We start from the raw sequence: 14,958 nt of genomic DNA on the forward strand, positions 1-14,958 counted from the left end.
CACGCTGAAGAGCGGTAGCCACGCCGTAGCCACGCGGCATGGGTAGGTCGCCCGACGTCCTGCGGCGGTGCCCGGGCGCGGCTCCGATTCGCAGTGCGCGCGGGCTTCCCGATCAGGCAAGTGCGGGTGAGCGCCTCAGCTCAGGTGGCCGGTTGCTGTCATCGATCACCTCCGTAACCGAGGCAGACGAATCCGGCTTCGCCGTGTTCCGCTTGAGCCCCGGCCAGCGCCGCAGCCGCCGGGCGGCCCTCGCGGAGCGCTCGGTGCAGCGACACCATCACGCTGGCCGTGCGCTCGTCCGGGACCGGCACCACGCTGGCGATCACCGTCGCGGTGCCGCGCCCGAGGAAGGTCGTCGCCAGGCCGCTGAGCTGATCGCCTCGGCTGACCGCCGACCGACCCACGTCGCAGGCCGAGAGCACCACCGTCGTCGGGCCGCGGTGCAGCCGGTCCAGGTCGTAGGCGTACAGCGGACCGTCGGCGAGGTCGAGGCAGGACAGCAGCGGTTGGTCGTCCCGGAACCGGCCGTGCGCGGCGATGTGCACGACCCCCGCTCCGTCCACAGTGGATAGCACTCGCTTCGAGGTGGCGTCGGCGCCGACCAGCAGCCGCCCGCCCGCGACCGCGTGCAGCCCTTGGACCTCCCGCTCGGCGTGGTCCAGGCCCGGGCCTGCCACCCACACCGGCGCACCGACCCGATCCGCGGACCGGGCATCCGATGCACCGCGCAGCCAGCACCGCAGCGACGGGCTCACGGTCACGCTGCGCCCACGGCACGCGGGCAACGCCGCCCACGGCAGCACATGCAGGCACCCCGTCGGGATCACGACGAGCGACCGGCCTCGTTCGAGCGCCGGCAGCACCGGCGCGAGCAGCTGCGCCTGCAACTCCTCGGCCGCGCGGCGGACACCCGTCTCGAAGATCGGCGCTGCGTGCCGCGCGACGCCCATCGCCTGCCGCGCGAGCAGGTGCCGAAGGCGGGCCGTGTGGGCCTCCGCGTTCGCCACCGGGCCCAGCACGTGCAGCCGAACATCACCGTCCACAATGGATATCGCGAACAGCCGATCACCGCGGGCGAAGAGGCTGAGCAGCACGGAATCGCCGAGCTCCGCGATGACGTCATCGACGCCTCCCGGCACCCGCAGCCCGCTGGTGCGACCTCCCACCAGCATCGCGCGGTGACGCACCTGCTCTTCCAGCTCGGCGATCGTCCCCAACGCCCGCTTCGGATCACGGCTGCCCTGCGCTTCCAGCACCGCAGCGCGCAGCCGCACCAATGCCGAGTTCAGCCTCGGATCCGCCGGTGGCTGCAGCACCCGACGGTGCAGCGCGCTGCACCGCGACCGCTCCGTCCAGCGCAGCACCAATCGCGGATCGCCGACTCGCAGTGCGGCACCAATCGCGGTGTCACCCAGTTCGGCCGCCAAACCGAGCGCATGCACGCGAAGTTCGAAGGCCGCCATGCCAGCCGCCTGGCCGTCCATGGCCTGCAACCCACCCCGGCACGCCTCGAACACCCGATCCGGATCCGCGTCCTGATCGGCGAGCAAGGCCGCGGCCAGCCACCCCAACGCACGGTGCTGCGGAGGCGCCGCGACCTCGTCGCGCAGCGGAACGCACAACGCGAGGAGCTTGCGGGACAACGTGCGCATCCCGGCTTGTGCAGCGCACCGACCAGCCGTGAGCCGCAACTCTGCCGCAGGCCCGATCCACCCGGACTCTTCGCACGCGGCAGCCGCTCGCCGCGCTGCTCCGAGCGCGTAGCGCGAGCACTGCCCGCCGCGCAGCTTCGCCTGCCACCCGATGGCCGTCGCCAAGGCCGCCCATGCTCGCCGTCGCTGCGCGCGAAACAGCTGTCGTGCGCTACCGGCGGCCTCCGCAGCGGCGACCACGTCGCCGGCCCGGAGTGCGCAACCGGCCAGCGCCAACCTGGTTTCGGCGAGCTGACCGGCCCGGCCGCAGGCGACCAGCCGGTCGGCCGCCTGCTCCATCGTCGCCCGCGCCTCGCCGATCAACCCGGCCGCCGCCAGTGCCTCCGCCCGGTCCACCAGCGCTTCCGGGTTCGACTTGACGTCCAGCCCGGCGGCAACCGCCTCCTCGAACAGCCGCAGCGCCCGCGGCAGATCACCGGCCCGGAACGCGACGCAACCGCGGTTGTGCCGGCAGGCCGCCGCCCGCGCGGTTCGGCCGTCCGAGGCGAAACCCTGTTCTGCGGCGGCCAGATCCGCCTCCGCAGCGGTCAACCTGTTCGTGTACAGGTTCGCCAGCCCTCGCCCCAGCAGGGCGTTCGCCATCCAGCGCCGATCGTCATCCGCCGACAGGCTCCGCAACGCCCAGGTCAGCTCCGCTCGCGCCTCGCAATGCTGACCGCCCTGGCAGTGCAGGAGTCCGCGCAGGCAAGCCGCCCGCGCCCGGTCCGCCGCGGGCAGCAGCGGCTCGGCCGCCACCAGGTGCGCCCAGCTCTCACCGGTCGCGCCTCGCTCCAACTCGATCCACGCGAGCGTCAGCCGCAGCTGCGCGGCCCGCTCCGGTTTCGCGGCGCGGTTCGCAGCGGCCAGCCCGAGGCGGGCGTGCCGCCGCGCCTGCCGGACCCGGCCGCGCTCCACCGCTGCCACCGCCGCGATGTGCCGGGCAAGCACCCGGAGTTCGGCGTCGCCGGTGTCCGACAGCAGTTGCTCTGCCTTGCGCATGGCCATCTCCGGAGCTGCGTCGGCGTTGTCCCGCCACCACAGCGCCGCGGTGATCGCATCCGGCGGTGCCACCGCCGTCCCGGCGCTCAACAGACCAACCAATCGGCAACGGCGGGCACCGACCGAACCGGTCGGAACACCACGCTGAGCGGACCGCGAGGCACGTCGGCCACCCGGAAAGCGCCGTGCTCGTCCAGGGAACCCGTGCATTCCCCGGCGGGATGGCGAAGCACGACCTCGCCGACCGGCGGCGCCTGACCCGCCCGGTTGAGCACCATCCCAGACGCCCGGTACAGGCCGTCCACGGTCGGGACCAGGTCGACCTCCAACACCCGTCCGGGCATCGCGAAGGTCAGCACCCGCGGCTCCGGCTGCCCGGACCGGACCCTGGCCAGCGACTCCGCCGAGTCGCCGACGAGCTTCAACACCACCGGGTCCTCGATCGGCGAGCGCCGGGCCATGGCCGCGTACGCGCCCGCGAGGGCCTGCTCAGGAATGGGGTCGCAGGACTGGAACAGGTCGCGCAACCCACGCAGCTCCGCAGGAATCCGCTGGTTCATCCCGCCACCTCCTCCGGCACCTCGGCGGCCAGCATGCGTCGCCGCAACTCCGCCAGGCAGCGGCTCTTCTTCGGCCCGATCGTCCCGCGCGGCATCCCCAGGGCCTGGCTGACCTGCGCATAACTCGTCTCCGGCGCGACCGCCAGCACCCGCAGCAACTGCTGGCAGCGCTGCGGCAACTGGGCGAACGACTGCGCCAACCGCGAATTCGTCATCGCCCGCAGCACCTTGTGCTCCGGATCCTCGGCGTAGTCCGGCGGCCCGAGGTCGCCGGAATCCAGCCCGACCGGCGATTCCCGTTGCCGCGCCCGGCGCAATCGCATCGACTCCCGCCGCGCGGTGGTCACCAGCCATCCGGACAACGACTCCGGTTCGCGCAGCCGCCCCATGTTCTCCGCCAGCAGCAACCAGGTTGCCTGGTAGATGTCCTCGGCGTCCGCGGTGTTCGCGGTGAACGCCCGCGACACGCCCCAGACCACCGGCGCGTTGCGATCCACCAACTCCTGCCACGCCCGCTGATCACCGGCCGCCGCGCGGCGAAGCAGCACCGCGGACGTCCCGTCCTCCCCGATCTCGTGCACGACCAAGCACCTCTCACCGTTCGCGATCTTCGTCCTCCCGCGTAATAAGAGGAACGAGAGGTGCTTACAGATTCACTTCGCGCCAATTACCGCTCGAACGGGTAATGCCCACGGGCAAGATCGCTTGCCTCGTCCGGATCGCGGCCCTCACACAAGGCATTCGCAACGGCCGCAGCCACCTGCGGCGCGGCGAAGGACGTTCCGCTCCAACGCGCATAGCCGAACCGACGCCCACCACCGGGGACCAGCCGCACGAAGCTACTCGCCACGTCCACCCCGGTCGCAGCGGCATCGACTCCAATCAGCGGCGCCTAAAGCAGTACGAACGATGGCTCGACGACAACGGGCCTACGACGGCGTGTTGCGGGAGAAGCTGCGCCGCGACCAGTTCATCGCCAAGGGCAAAGGCATGGCCTTCCACATCTTCCAGTACGCCCCGAACCGGTGGACAGCGCACGGCCGTTACTACTGGCGGTGGTGACCGCGAAAACGGAAGCGCCCGCCCGGTACCAGGACTACCGGGCGGGCGCTTCTTTGTTGTGGGTCAGGCGTCGAACCTGCCGCCCTTGATCGCGGCGACGAACGCCGACCACTGGTCGGTGGTGGTTGTGAAGTATCCGGCGGCGCGGTTCTTGGTGTCGCGGATGGCGGCGCCGTCCCCGAAGCTGCCGACCTCGACACAAGCGGAGCCGTTCTGTGAGCGGCTGGACTTCCGCCAGTTATCCGGCTCGTGCTGTACCGTCATGTTGCGCATCCATTCTGTTGATCAGATCGGCGATGAGCCCGGATGTGGCGTCTGGGCTCATCGCAACTTCTTCCACCCTCGCCGCCGCTTCTTGGTATGCGGCGACGTCGGCAGCTTCGTGGAGGAACAAGGCTGATCGCCGAGTCTCCAGTTGCACCACCGGTGCGTTGTCCGCGCCGCGCTCGACGATGACGAATGCACCCTCAAGCCCGGGATGCCAACCCGCACCCACCGGCACTACCCGCAGGTCGACCGTGGGCCACTCGGCGACATGGAGCAGCCAGCGCAGCTGTTCGCGCATCACATGGTGGCCGCCGATCATGCGGTAAAGCGCGCTCTCGTCAACGAACGCAACCAGGCGGGCTGGCCTGTCGGTTCGCGTAATGGCGTCCCTCCGGCCGAGCCGAACCGCGACGCGGGTCTCCACGTCGATGTCAGGGATGCCGCCAGCGGTCATGATCGCCCGCGCGTAATCCCCGGTCTGCAGCAAACCGGGAATGAGCATCGCCGAGACATCGGTTATCGCGGTTGCATCGCGCTCGATCTCGAGCAACGCGGCGATTTGCCGTTGCTGCTCGGGCAGGCTGGTCGCCACCCAATGCGAACCGTCGGTGTCGCGGGCCAGCTCGACAAGCTCTTCGCGGATTCCGTTGTCCGCACCGAGGGCTGAAAGCACCGTCGCGACATCGACCGGCCGTGGCGAGCGTTCACCCTTCTCCCAACGCCCGATGGTCGTGTGGGACAGACCTAGCTTGTCCGCCAGTTGGCGCGCGCTGAGTCCGGCATCCTCACGAGCACGCCGAAGCTCGGAGCCGATCGCCACTGCTTTGGGTGTGGTGCCAGCCATGTGCCACAGGATAGCGGCACCGTGGGTAGCGGAGAGTTCCACCGAACGGTGCATTGTGCCAACTGGCACCACTGATCCATTGTTACTGGTGCCAGTTGGCACTTCTGGGGCCAGCTGGGTAGGACGCTACCGAACGGAGGCGATCATGCCCTACCGACCCCACCCATTCAGCTGGACACCTAGCGAGGGCCTGCGGCACGCAACGAGTGACGAGCACCCGGCCGGCGGATGGCGTGACGACGACAAGGTCACGACGTTGTGCGACCGGCCAATCCGCGTCGACACAAGCGAACTCGCCTGGCTTTAGGACACGTGCCCGGACTGCAACGCGGCGGCGCACGTGCTCGCCCAATGCCCCATGCCGCCGGCGGCGGGTGCGCGATGAGCCCCGAGCACGCCCACATCGGGCGCATGATCCGCGCAACGGTGTTCATGCTCGGCTACGCCGCCGACGACGTCGAGCGCGGCCTATGGAGCGACGACGAAATCCGGCAACTCGGCGACCAGCTCGCGATGGTGACCGCTGCACTGCGCGGTGACCGAAAGCCGCCGGAACCACTTGTGATCGACCAATCGGAGGCAATGCGGTGATCGCCGCGATGGTCGCGAGCGGCCTGCTCGGCGTTAGCGGGCTCGCGCTGTGGGCGACGTTCTACTACGCCCCGGCACGCCACGCTGGTAGCGGCGAGGGTGCGTTGACGGTCGCCTACCTGGTTGCGCGGGTAGATGCGGAGACGCGCGGTAATGGTCGGCACCGGCTGCGCGAGCCGCGCACCGTGCAGATGCGCGGAGATCTGGCCGACGCGCTCGCCCTCGAGGAAACCCGGCACCTGCCACTAATCGAGTCAGGTTTGCCGGTCGATGACCGGGAAGCGATGGCACGGCACCCCGGAATGCTGCGGCGGCTGCTCGCCGCGCTGCTGCAGCTATAGGCCCGGTGGGAATGCCGCAGCCAATCCCGGCCGGTGTTCCCACCGCAACCATGTGCCTGCGCCGTCGCCTACAGGTCGGCCAGGTACACGGATGGTCAGGCGACGGAAGCCCCCCGACGTCGTCTGACCATCCACCCCAGCTCCCGGCGCGGCACGGCCAACCCCGACTCCGACACGGGCAGCCGTGGCGGGATCGACGCGCGGCAGGTGCCGCAACCGATCCCATCCGCGCCGGGGATCCACTCTCCAGAGAGGTTCTGGATGCCGCTCACCGACATGTTCGCGGGTACTGCCCGCGCCCGATCCCCACCGCCGCAAGAATGAGCAACCCGCGACACCGAGAGGAAGACGCCAACATGCAGCAAACGACCGTGATGCTCGACCATCCCGGGTGGATCGCCACCAGCGACGGGCACGCCCGCGCCGTCCGCACTGCGTCAGGGGTGTTCGCCATCATGTGCCGGGAGTCCGGGGACGGCGGGCATTCCGTGGACGTGGGGCCGGTCGGCGGCGCGGTGGCTACTGCGCCGGTCCTCGATGTCATGGACCCCGCCGATCTGGTTGGCACCGACCCGGTCGCCGACGGGCTGCGGGCGGCGGGCAGGGTCTCCCGGCTTCGCAATCCGGATCTGTGGGATGCGATCGCGACGTCGATTGTGCGGCAGGTGATCCGGGCGGGCCAAGCCCGCAAGCTGTACCGGGAGTTCAGCCGCGTCCACGGCGAGCACATCGACACACCTGCCGGTGAGGTGCTGCTGTTCCCTACTCCTGCCGTCGTCCTCTCGCTCCCGGATGACGAGTTCGCCCGCCTGGGTCTGGCGTTCAAGCGGCGCCCGCTGCGCGCTGCGGCCGAGGCGTACACGGAGTTCGGCAGCAAGTGGGCCGAGCTCACCGCGGCCGACCTCGCCGCCGAAATCCAGACCGTGCCGCGCATCGGCCCTTGGACGGCCGGCGCCACGGTCGCCGACGTGACCAACGACTACGCCCTGTATCCGTTCGCCGACCTTGCCGTCCGCACCTGGGCGAAACGCCTCGCACCCGGGCGATCCTGGCCCGACGACGAATCGCAGTTCGCGCGAGTGTGGCAAGAGTTGGCGGGAGATCAGTTGTCCGAACGGACACTGCTCACGCTCGCTTGGGGAGTTCGTCATGCCACTGGAGTCGCCTTGTGACCCCGTAGTCGGTGCCTATTTCGGGCGCCGCATCGACGCACTTTTTGTCAACGCGCCGCTGCGCGACTACAGCAAACGCCCACGTGTCAACGACTTCACGCTGCCCGTGCTCGGCATGGGCTACATCGCCACCTACGCCGCCCACCGCGGCATGAACGTCGGGGTACTCGACGCCGAAGCCCACGGGTTCGGAATCGGCCGAACCGCCCAGCTCATCAACGACCTCGCGCCCCGCTGGGTCGGGTTCAACCTGCTGGCTCCCACCTACGAGATCAGCGCACAGCTGGCCGCCGCCCTCGACCCCACAATCAAGATCATGCTCGGCGGGCATCAGGCCAAGGCGATGCCGACCGAGATCCTGCGTGATCCTCGGATGGCTCGCTGCGAAGCGCTCGTGCTCGGTGAAGCCGAAACCCGCGTCGCCGAACTACTCGAAGACCACCGCCGCCGCAGCACGCTGCCCGGCGTCATGTGGCTCGACCCCGTGATGAAAACCCCGGTGACCGGCGGGCAACCCGGAACGGGCCACCACCTGGCCCCGGACATCAACCGGCTGCCGTTCGTCGACCGCGCCTTCCTCACGCAGGATCCGCACTTCGAGGCCAACCGCTGGGAGGCCAACATGGTCGGCGCCCGCGGTTGCCCGTACAACTGCTCGTTCTGCGGTGCGGCGGTCTCGGCGAACCCGGACACCAGCATCCGAACCCGCGAGCCCGACAACATCCTGGAAGAGATGGACCTGTTGCGCGGTACCGGGGTCACCGCGTTTCGGTTCGTCGATGACCTCTTCCTCGGCGCGCGGCGGGTGATCGACACGATGATGACCGCGTTCACCGCCGAGCGCGTCGGTGACTGGGCGGTCTGGGACGCCACCGGGCGGATCAACGTGCTGCACCGGGCCAGCGACACCACGCTGGACACCCTCGCCCGCAACGGACTTCGGGAAGTCGCGCTCGGTGTGGAGTCCGGTAATCCGCGTGTCCTGGCCGCCATCGACAAGCGGATCACCCCGGACATGGCCACCACCGTGGTGCGGCGGCTTACCGAGCGCGGCATCAATGTCAAGGGCTATTTCATCCTCGGCTTCCCCGGTGAGACCGAGGCAGAGATCACCGACACCGTCCAGCTGGTCCACCAGCTCTGGGACCTCACTGATTCGTTGCCCGGTCGGTTCCGCGCCTCGGCGTTCGAGTACCGGCCCTATCCGGGAACTCCCGACTGGGCCCGGCTCATGAAATCCGGCCGCTACACCGCCGCGCAGCTGCTCAACTACTCCGCCGTCGACCTCACCAGTGGAGGCGCTGACGAAGCGATGCGCGAGCGCGACGAGTTCAACTTCTCCGTCAACGTCCAGCTCTCCGAAGCCTCGATCGACTACGTCCGCCACAACCTGGTCAACCTCACCCAGGCCCAGCACGAACGGAAGGTGCACGCATGAGGCCACAGCAGCCCGGAATGCTGGTCACCGTCGACGGGCTCGGCGGTGCCGGCAAGTCCACCCTCGTCCAGCTCGTCACCGAACGGCTCACGGAGCGCGGCTACCCGGTCCACGCCACCACCGAACCGTCCCGCGCACCCCTCGGCGAGATCGCCCGGTACGGCACCAACACCTACCACGGCCTCGCTCTGGCGTGCCTGGTAGCCGCCGACCGTTATCACCACCTCGACAGCGAGATCCGGCCACAGCTGCGCGGCGGTTTCATCGTGCTGTGCGACCGGTACATGGCATCATCCTTGGTTTTGCAGCGGATGGACGGCGTACCAGCCGATTACGTCCAGGCACTCAACGTCCACGCTGATATCCCCGACCTGGCTGTGGTGCTCACCGCCGACCCTGCCGTCACTGCGGAGCGGATCCGCGTTCGCGGCTCGCACGGCCGGTTCGAGAACGGCCTGAACACGAGCAGGACCGAAGCGGAGCTCTACCAAGACGCGATCACACGCTTGGATGAACTGGGCTGGCCGCTCTGGTTACTCGACACCAGCGCCGTGGCACCTGAGGCGCTCGCCGAGCAGGTCACAGCACGCATCACCGAGCTAGCGGATGACCGCAGCGCCTCGGCGGCTACGGCGTAGGCTCCCACCGATCCCGGGGCCGCGGCGTTCCCGCTCAGCCCCGGGATCGGCCCGTAGACCGCGATCCGTGAGGACCTGCCGGATGCCCCATCGCACCATCATCGACGTGCACGTGCTGCTCGTACGCCACGGCAGCGAGGTCCTGTTGACCCAGCGGCGCGGCAACTACGGCGACGGCATGTGGCACCTGCCGTCAGGCAAGGTCGATGCCGCAGAATCCGTTCTCACCGCAGCAGTGAGGGAAGCGGACGAGGAAGTCGGCGTGCTGATCGACCCCGCTGCGCTTCGGCACGTCCACACCATCCACGTCAACGACTCCGGCGTCGAACCCCGGTTGGGCGTGTTCTTCGAAGCCACGCGGTGGATCGGCGAGCCCGTCAACCAGGAACCGGACAAGTGCCACACCATCGCATGGTTCGATCTCGACCAGCTCCCCGAGGCACTCATCCCGTACCCTGCCGCCGGCATCCATGCCTACCGCGACGGGATCCCGTTCAGCGTGATGGGTTGGAACCAACCAGCACTAACCGCACCGTAAGGCGGGGTCGGGCCAGCCACGTTCACGGCAAATAGCGATTAAAGACTGAACAGTGTTCTAATCCAGGTGTGTCTCCCTACACCGACCGGAGACGCAGAGAACGCCCCCGCCGAGCTGACCAGGAGAAGTGGCCAGCTCTGGCGGGGGCGTTGCGCTACCGGGCGTCTTGGTAGCTGGGTGGGGTGTTGCTACCGAGCAGAACGCGGGTCGCCCACGGCGGTAAATGCGGCTCCACCTTGCGAAGTCCGGCGTAGACCGCGGCGAGCACGATCGGTACTACCAGGGTCAGCCCGGCGTCGCCGAGCGGATCGGTAAGCCAGTCTGGGGCGCCGGCGGTCACCAGCCACGCCACGAGCGCCGACCATGCCGCGGGCACGACGGTGCGTAGCCACGAGCGCAGTTGATCAGACATGTTCGCCACCCCGCACGTTCACATCGACGTTGATGGTCGCGTCGGCGATGGTCCGGCGCACCGTTTCGTCGATGCGGGTGACGAGCTCGTCGGCGTCGAATTCGCTGCCGGTGACTGCGGCAGCCAGCGTGCGGATCGCCCCGGACTGGGCGGCGAGCAGGGCGCGATTCTGGAAGCCGTAGGCGTCGCCGTTGAAGGCTGCGTCCGCGATGCTGAGCTCGACCTCGGATCCGGCTACCCGCGACACGTGCAGTTCGCGCCACAGCACATCGACGATAGCTCGCTTGGCGTCCTCATAGGACACAGCATCCTCCACAACGTTCGGGGCGGTGGTGGTGTTGAAACTGGGCAGGTTCCACGGGCGGTCGTCGTCGCACAGCTCGGCAACCACGCTGATGTGGAAGTGCTTGCGGTGCGGGTTCGCGCCGGTGTAGGGCATCCACTTCCACGGGTTGTTTCCCGGACGTGAGTCGAGGATCAACCCATTGGCGATGAGGTATTTGATCCTCGGGTCGCGGCTCGCAGCGAGCTCGTCGGTGATCCGGTCAATGTCCATGCCGTGGGCCAGGTCGTGGGTGAAGTCGCCGGCGGTGACCACGCCGATGCCGCCGACGACGTGCCACGGGTTGTGGTCACTGCTGCGGGAGGCAAGCGCGGCGTCGCCGATGCTGCCGTCGGATGCCTTGCTGCGGCCGGGGAATGCGGTGTTGAGCTGCTCGCGCAGGGTTTCCAGCGAGCGTGCTACGCGCCAGGTCATGCGATCACATCCCAAACCCTTCACCATCCACGCGGGCAGCGACGCCGGATATGTCGACTGACGCACCGACTACGACACCAACAGCTACACCGTCACCGAACCGCCGACCGACGTCGCGACCGGAGTCCGTGGCATGCTGCGTGAACTCGGCCTGGTCTATGGCGCGTTCGACTTCGTCATCGGCGCGGACGGCAAATGGACGCTGCTTGAGCTGAATCCCACTGGCCAATACGGATTTCTGGAGCACCACACCGGAGTAGATCTGACCGGCCAACTGGCCGATCTCCTGACGAAGGGACAGCCGTGACCACGACGATAGACCTCAAATGGCCGGTGCACGCGCGGCGCCTGGCAGATCAGTTGCAGCAGGCGGGCGACATCCGATCCGCCGCTTGGCATTCGGCAGTCGCAGATCGCCGCCCAGGACGGCGCGGACGGTCTGCCCGACCACGCGCCCTACGACCGAATAACTCACCGCCACCACCATTGGATCCTGGCCACTGGTCGAGCACGGGCCGACGCCGCTGTGGCCAATCGTCGAACGGGCCCATGAGCTCTGGCGCGACCTCGGCAGCCCCAGTTGGTCGCGGCTGGGTCTCACCGTCACTGCGGATACCCAATGGGTGTGGATCAACGAACCACACGGCAAACATCAATGGAGCCTGACCATCTAACCGCCGCCGGAAACGACGAACACGCCCCGCACCCGGTGAAGGGATGCGGGGGCTGCGGACCAGGCGGCGGGAACGACCGTGCGAAGCCACGCGGTGAGCTGGTCGGGCATCAGGCAGCGTCCTTTCCGGCGAGGCGCTGCCCCAGCTCGGTGACGATCGCCTCGGCCTGCTCGACGTTGTCCTCGCCGAGCGCGGCGCGCACGGACTCGGCCACGACCGAGCCAACGACGTCGGCCAGCACCGGGCGCAGCGAGGAGACGACTGCGGCCCGGGTCGGTCTTGCCCGCGGCGGCGAACAGCGGGGAAGTCGGAAGATCAAACCGTTGTTGTCGCGGATCGCGTCGACCGCAGACACCCGAACCTTGCTGCCGGGGTAGCGGCTGGGCTGCGCAGCTAGCAGCGCGTCGTGCAGGTCCACCAGCATCGCGACCACGGTCCGCGGGCCGGTGAGCGTGCCCCAGCCGGACGGCTTGCCGTCCTCCACGGGCCCATGAGCTCGGCGTCGAAGTGCTTACAGATTCACTTCGCGCCAATCACCGCTCGAACGGGTAATGCCGACAGGCAAGATCGCGTGCCTCGTCCGGATCGCGACCCTCACGCAAGGCATTCGCAACGGCCGCAGCCACCTGCGGCGCGGCGAAGGACGTTCCGCTCCAACGCGCATAGCCGAACCGACGCCCACCACCGGGGACCAGCCGCACGAAGCTACTCGCCACGTCCACCCCGGTCGCAGCGGCATCGACTCCAATCAGCGGCGCCTAAAGCAGTACGAACGGTGGCTCGACGACAACGGGCCTACGACGGCGTGTTGCGGGAGAAGCTGCGCCGCGACCAGTTCATAGCCAAGGGCAAGGGCATGGCCTTCCACATCTTCCAGTGCGCCCCGAACCGGTGGACAGTGCACGGCCGTTACTACTGGCGGTGGTGACCGCGAAAACGGAAGCGCCCGCCCGGTACCAGGACTACCGGGCGGGCGCTTCTTTGTTGTGGGTCAGGCGTCGAACCTGCCGCCCTTGATCGCGGCGACGAACGCCGACCACTGGTCGGTGGTGGTTGTGAAGTATCCGGCGGCGCGGTTCTTCGTGTCACGGACCGCAGCGCCGTCGGCAATGCTGCCGACTTCTACACATGCGGATTGCTGGCCGGAGTAGCTTGCCTTGCGCCAGTTCGTCGGGTGTACCGTCAACTCTGTTCCTCCATCAACTCGGCACTACGGGCGATGAGCTCCACTGAGGCTTCGGGGCTCATCGCCGCTTGCCGGAGGGTATCCCCCGCTTGGGCGTAGTCATGGATATCCCCGTCGTCGTACAGGAACGCAGATGACCGGAAGTGTTCCAGGTTGACGATCGGTGACGCCTTCGGGAACTCGAAAAGGATAAACGCGCCTTCCAGCGCGAGGTGCCAAGCCTGCGTGCTGCTCGGGACGATCTGCACGCAAACGTTTGGTAGCTCGGCCATCTTTGCGATGTGACGCAGTTGGTCGGCCATGACATCTGGCCCACCGATCGGTTGGTACAGCACGTGCTCGGCGATTACAGCATCGAACCGCACCGGGTTGCGGCGCGTCAGGACGTCCCGCCGGCCGACGCGCATCGTCACCCACGTCTCGAGCTCGTGAGCTGGCAGACCCGACATGATGGTGCGGGCGTAGTCGGAGGTTTGCAGCAGACCAGGGATCAGCATCGGAGCGACCTCGATGATCCGCGACGCAGTCCGCTCGAACTCGATCAGGGTGGTTAGCTCCGTGCGGGTGCCGCTCGCACCAGCAAGGAGCCAGTTGGGTTCGGCGGCGTCGCGCGCCATCTCGACCAGTCGGTCACGCACGGCAGCACCGGCGCCAACCGCCGTGAGGATGCTCGCCACATCTTCGGGGCTGGGCACCCGATCCCCGGTCTCGTAGCGTGACAGCGACGCGTTCGAGATTGTTGCCAGCGACGCAACCTTGCGCTGACTGAGCCCTGCCGCCTCGCGGGCTTCGCGCAGCTCAGCGCCGAGGGCGCGTGCCTTCGGTGTCTTCCCAGTGTTTCCGGCCACGCTGCGATCGTATCCGGGTTTGGGACCAAAACTCGATCACCTTATTGGGGAATTGCTCCCGTGTTACCGCAGCGGGATGCTGATCGGTAACACTCACTAGCAACGGGGGCGCCATGTACCGACCGCATCCTTTTAGCTGGGTTCCGGCGGATGGCCAGCGGCACGCGAGCATCGACGCACGGCCGGGCGGTGGCTACCCGACCGGTGTGTGTGTGGCGACGCTGTGCGGTCACCAGCTGATCGCGGACAACACCGACCGCGCGTGGCTGTGGGAAACCTGCCCGGACTGCAACGCGGCGGCGCACGTGCTCGCCGAGGTCCCGATGCCGCCGGCGGCGGGTGCGCGATGAGCGCCGAGCACGCCCACATCGGGCGCATGATCCGCGCAACGGTGTTCATGCTCGGCTACGCCGCCGACGACGTCGAGCGCGGTCTATGGAGTGACGACGAAATCCGGCAACTCGGCGACCAGCTCGCGATGGTGACCGCTGCGCTGCGCGGTGACGGAAAGCCGCCGGAACCGCTTGTTATCGACATATCGGAGGCAAAGCGATGATCGCCGCGTTGATCGCAAGCGGCCTGCTCGGCGTCGGCGGGCTCGCGCTGTGGGCGACGTTCTACTACGCCCCGGCACAGCACGCCGGTAGCGGCGAGGGTGCGCTGACGGTCGCCTATCTGGTCGCGCGGGTGGAGGCCGAGACGCGCGGACATGGCCGGCATCGGCTCCGCGAGCCGGTCGTCATGCGCGGCGATCTGGCCGATGCGCTCGCCCTCGAGGAAACCCGGCACCTGCCACTAATCGAGTCAGGTTTGCCGGTCGATGACCGGGAAGCGATGGCACGACACCCCGGAATGCTGCGACGGCTGCTCACCGCCCTGCAAAGCCCGTAGACCCGGCTCGGTGCCGTGAATCCCCCGACCGGCACCGGACCGTTCGGCG

22 protein-coding genes are annotated in these 14,958 nt (G+C 68.4%); 12 read left to right on the forward strand and 10 right to left on the reverse strand.

All coding sequences use genetic code 11. The annotated features are described in order from the left end of the window. Window positions 1-158: 158 nt before the first annotated feature. From ACRXBZ_RS17310 to ACRXBZ_RS17320, 3 genes are read right to left on the reverse strand one after another with little or no spacing between them, the layout of a single operon-like run. Window positions 159-2,780: a CHAT domain-containing protein gene (locus tag ACRXBZ_RS17310; RefSeq protein ID WP_433879967.1), complete on the reverse strand. Its 2,622-nt coding sequence runs from the start codon at window positions 2,778-2,780 to the stop codon at window positions 159-161. After that, window positions 2,777-3,250 (reverse strand): hypothetical protein, encoded by a 474-nt coding sequence (locus ACRXBZ_RS17315; protein ID WP_433879968.1) that lies wholly within the window; start codon window positions 3,248-3,250, stop codon window positions 2,777-2,779. Before ACRXBZ_RS17315 ends, ACRXBZ_RS17310 begins: the two co-directional genes overlap by 4 nt. After that, window positions 3,247-3,831 carry an RNA polymerase sigma factor gene (locus ACRXBZ_RS17320; RefSeq protein ID WP_433879969.1) on the reverse strand — a complete coding sequence of 195 codons (585 nt, stop codon included), beginning with the start codon at window positions 3,829-3,831 and terminating at the stop codon, window positions 3,247-3,249. The genes ACRXBZ_RS17315 and ACRXBZ_RS17320 overlap by 4 nt, the downstream gene beginning before the upstream one ends. 328 nt (window positions 3,832-4,159) lie before the next feature. Between ACRXBZ_RS17320 and ACRXBZ_RS17325 the strand changes: the two genes are divergently transcribed. Continuing rightward, the gene (locus ACRXBZ_RS17325) at window positions 4,160-4,312 is read left to right on the forward strand and encodes a hypothetical protein (RefSeq protein ID WP_433879970.1); all 153 of its coding nucleotides are present in this window, start codon (window positions 4,160-4,162) and stop codon (window positions 4,310-4,312) included. Between the two features lie 63 nt (window positions 4,313-4,375). Here the strand turns inward: ACRXBZ_RS17325 and ACRXBZ_RS17330 are convergent, their stop codons facing one another. Together ACRXBZ_RS17330 and ACRXBZ_RS17335 are read right to left on the reverse strand one after the other, a co-directional pair. Continuing rightward, a complete protein-coding gene (locus tag ACRXBZ_RS17330) occupies window positions 4,376-4,576 on the reverse strand; it encodes a DUF397 domain-containing protein (RefSeq protein ID WP_433879971.1) in 201 nt (66 codons plus the stop codon). After that, the gene (locus ACRXBZ_RS17335; RefSeq protein WP_433879972.1) at window positions 4,551-5,477 is read right to left on the reverse strand and encodes a helix-turn-helix domain-containing protein; all 927 of its coding nucleotides are present in this window, start codon (window positions 5,475-5,477) and stop codon (window positions 4,551-4,553) included. The genes ACRXBZ_RS17330 and ACRXBZ_RS17335 overlap by 26 nt, the downstream gene beginning before the upstream one ends. A 297-nt stretch (window positions 5,478-5,774) precedes the next feature. On the opposite strand from ACRXBZ_RS17335, the gene ACRXBZ_RS17340 reads away from it, so the two are divergent. The 6 genes from ACRXBZ_RS17340 (at window position 5,775) to ACRXBZ_RS17365 (ending at window position 10,141) form a co-directional block, all read left to right on the forward strand. Beyond that, window positions 5,775-6,014 (forward strand): hypothetical protein, encoded by a 240-nt coding sequence (locus ACRXBZ_RS17340; protein WP_433879973.1) that lies wholly within the window; start codon window positions 5,775-5,777, stop codon window positions 6,012-6,014. After that, on the forward strand, window positions 6,011-6,355 hold the full coding sequence (locus ACRXBZ_RS17345) for a hypothetical protein (protein WP_433879974.1): 345 nt from the start codon (window positions 6,011-6,013) through the stop codon (window positions 6,353-6,355). The genes ACRXBZ_RS17340 and ACRXBZ_RS17345 overlap by 4 nt, the downstream gene beginning before the upstream one ends. Before the next feature lie 356 nt (window positions 6,356-6,711). After that, entirely contained in the window at window positions 6,712-7,527 is an 816-nt protein-coding gene (locus ACRXBZ_RS17350) for a DNA glycosylase family protein (protein WP_433879975.1), read from the forward strand. After that, window positions 7,505-8,965: a B12-binding domain-containing radical SAM protein gene (locus tag ACRXBZ_RS17355; protein ID WP_433879976.1), complete on the forward strand. Its 1,461-nt coding sequence runs from the start codon at window positions 7,505-7,507 to the stop codon at window positions 8,963-8,965. The genes ACRXBZ_RS17350 and ACRXBZ_RS17355 overlap by 23 nt, the downstream gene beginning before the upstream one ends. Continuing rightward, on the forward strand, window positions 8,962-9,603 hold the full coding sequence (gene tmk, locus ACRXBZ_RS17360) for a dTMP kinase (RefSeq protein ID WP_433879977.1): 642 nt from the start codon (window positions 8,962-8,964) through the stop codon (window positions 9,601-9,603). Before ACRXBZ_RS17355 ends, tmk begins: the two co-directional genes overlap by 4 nt. A gap of 82 nt (window positions 9,604-9,685) precedes the next feature. Continuing rightward, window positions 9,686-10,141, forward strand: a complete 456-nt coding sequence (locus tag ACRXBZ_RS17365; protein WP_433879978.1) for an NUDIX hydrolase — start codon at window positions 9,686-9,688, stop codon at window positions 10,139-10,141. Between the two features lie 154 nt (window positions 10,142-10,295). On the opposite strand, the gene ACRXBZ_RS17370 is transcribed toward ACRXBZ_RS17365, so the two are convergent. Further along, a complete protein-coding gene (locus ACRXBZ_RS17370) occupies window positions 10,296-10,553 on the reverse strand; it encodes a hypothetical protein (RefSeq protein WP_433879979.1) in 258 nt (85 codons plus the stop codon). Next, entirely contained in the window at window positions 10,546-11,310 is a 765-nt protein-coding gene (locus ACRXBZ_RS17375; RefSeq protein ID WP_433879980.1) for a hypothetical protein, read from the reverse strand. Before ACRXBZ_RS17375 ends, ACRXBZ_RS17370 begins: the two co-directional genes overlap by 8 nt. 133 nt (window positions 11,311-11,443) lie before the next feature. Here ACRXBZ_RS17375 and ACRXBZ_RS17380 point away from each other — a divergent pair, with 133 nt between their 5' ends. Continuing rightward, window positions 11,444-11,617, forward strand: a complete 174-nt coding sequence (locus ACRXBZ_RS17380) for a hypothetical protein (RefSeq protein ID WP_433879981.1) — start codon at window positions 11,444-11,446, stop codon at window positions 11,615-11,617. Window positions 11,618-12,093: 476 nt separating this feature from the next. On the opposite strand, the gene ACRXBZ_RS17385 is transcribed toward ACRXBZ_RS17380, so the two are convergent. Next, window positions 12,094-12,468: a hypothetical protein gene (locus tag ACRXBZ_RS17385; protein ID WP_433879982.1), complete on the reverse strand. Its 375-nt coding sequence runs from the start codon at window positions 12,466-12,468 to the stop codon at window positions 12,094-12,096. A gap of 291 nt (window positions 12,469-12,759) precedes the next feature. Here ACRXBZ_RS17385 and ACRXBZ_RS17395 point away from each other — a divergent pair, with 291 nt between their 5' ends. Next, window positions 12,760-12,912: a hypothetical protein gene (locus ACRXBZ_RS17395; protein ID WP_433879984.1), complete on the forward strand. Its 153-nt coding sequence runs from the start codon at window positions 12,760-12,762 to the stop codon at window positions 12,910-12,912. 63 nt (window positions 12,913-12,975) lie between these two features. Here the strand turns inward: ACRXBZ_RS17395 and ACRXBZ_RS17400 are convergent, their stop codons facing one another. After that, window positions 12,976-13,170, reverse strand: a complete 195-nt coding sequence (locus tag ACRXBZ_RS17400; RefSeq protein WP_433879985.1) for a DUF397 domain-containing protein — start codon at window positions 13,168-13,170, stop codon at window positions 12,976-12,978. Continuing rightward, window positions 13,167-14,018, reverse strand: a complete 852-nt coding sequence (locus ACRXBZ_RS17405; protein ID WP_433879986.1) for a helix-turn-helix domain-containing protein — start codon at window positions 14,016-14,018, stop codon at window positions 13,167-13,169. Before ACRXBZ_RS17405 ends, ACRXBZ_RS17400 begins: the two co-directional genes overlap by 4 nt. A 113-nt stretch (window positions 14,019-14,131) precedes the next feature. On the opposite strand from ACRXBZ_RS17405, the gene ACRXBZ_RS17410 reads away from it, so the two are divergent. The 3 genes from ACRXBZ_RS17410 to ACRXBZ_RS17420 are packed head-to-tail and all read left to right on the forward strand — an operon-like array spanning window position 14,132 to window position 14,909. Continuing rightward, entirely contained in the window at window positions 14,132-14,368 is a 237-nt protein-coding gene (locus tag ACRXBZ_RS17410) for an HC3 family zinc finger protein (RefSeq protein WP_433879987.1), read from the forward strand. After that, entirely contained in the window at window positions 14,365-14,574 is a 210-nt protein-coding gene (locus ACRXBZ_RS17415) for a hypothetical protein (RefSeq protein ID WP_433879988.1), read from the forward strand. Before ACRXBZ_RS17410 ends, ACRXBZ_RS17415 begins: the two co-directional genes overlap by 4 nt. Next, a complete protein-coding gene (locus ACRXBZ_RS17420) occupies window positions 14,571-14,909 on the forward strand; it encodes a hypothetical protein (RefSeq protein WP_433879989.1) in 339 nt (112 codons plus the stop codon). The genes ACRXBZ_RS17415 and ACRXBZ_RS17420 overlap by 4 nt, the downstream gene beginning before the upstream one ends. The last annotated feature ends 49 nt before the right edge of the window (window positions 14,910-14,958 follow it).

Origin of the sequence: Saccharopolyspora hattusasensis (assembly GCF_050972075.1) — a bacterium.
GTDB classification, from domain to species: Bacteria; Actinomycetota; Actinomycetes; order Mycobacteriales; family Pseudonocardiaceae; genus Saccharopolyspora; species Saccharopolyspora hattusasensis.

Bases quoted from the DNA above. Each gene is read 5' to 3' on its own strand.
- ACRXBZ_RS17365 (WP_433879978.1), top strand. From the start codon at position 9,686: ATGCCCCATCGCACCATCATCGACGTGCACGTGCTGCTCGTACGCCAC.
- ACRXBZ_RS17340 (WP_433879973.1), top strand. From the start codon at position 5,775: ATGCCCCATGCCGCCGGCGGCGGGTGCGCGATGAGCCCCGAGCACGCC.
- ACRXBZ_RS17370 (WP_433879979.1), bottom strand. From the start codon at position 10,553: ATGTCTGATCAACTGCGCTCGTGGCTACGCACCGTCGTGCCCGCGGCA.
- ACRXBZ_RS17315 (WP_433879968.1), bottom strand. From the start codon at position 3,250: ATGAACCAGCGGATTCCTGCGGAGCTGCGTGGGTTGCGCGACCTGTTC.
- ACRXBZ_RS17415 (WP_433879988.1), top strand. From the start codon at position 14,365: ATGAGCGCCGAGCACGCCCACATCGGGCGCATGATCCGCGCAACGGTG.
- ACRXBZ_RS17410 (WP_433879987.1), top strand. From the start codon at position 14,132: ATGTACCGACCGCATCCTTTTAGCTGGGTTCCGGCGGATGGCCAGCGG.
- ACRXBZ_RS17325 (WP_433879970.1), top strand. From the start codon at position 4,160: ATGGCTCGACGACAACGGGCCTACGACGGCGTGTTGCGGGAGAAGCTG.
- ACRXBZ_RS17380 (WP_433879981.1), top strand. From the start codon at position 11,444: ATGCTGCGTGAACTCGGCCTGGTCTATGGCGCGTTCGACTTCGTCATC.
- ACRXBZ_RS17330 (WP_433879971.1), bottom strand. From the start codon at position 4,576: ATGACGGTACAGCACGAGCCGGATAACTGGCGGAAGTCCAGCCGCTCA.
- ACRXBZ_RS17355 (WP_433879976.1), top strand. From the start codon at position 7,505: ATGCCACTGGAGTCGCCTTGTGACCCCGTAGTCGGTGCCTATTTCGGG.
- ACRXBZ_RS17420 (WP_433879989.1), top strand. From the start codon at position 14,571: ATGATCGCCGCGTTGATCGCAAGCGGCCTGCTCGGCGTCGGCGGGCTC.
- ACRXBZ_RS17335 (WP_433879972.1), bottom strand. From the start codon at position 5,477: ATGCACCGTTCGGTGGAACTCTCCGCTACCCACGGTGCCGCTATCCTG.
- tmk (WP_433879977.1), top strand. From the start codon at position 8,962: ATGAGGCCACAGCAGCCCGGAATGCTGGTCACCGTCGACGGGCTCGGC.
- ACRXBZ_RS17350 (WP_433879975.1), top strand. From the start codon at position 6,712: ATGCAGCAAACGACCGTGATGCTCGACCATCCCGGGTGGATCGCCACC.
- ACRXBZ_RS17375 (WP_433879980.1), bottom strand. From the start codon at position 11,310: ATGACCTGGCGCGTAGCACGCTCGCTGGAAACCCTGCGCGAGCAGCTC.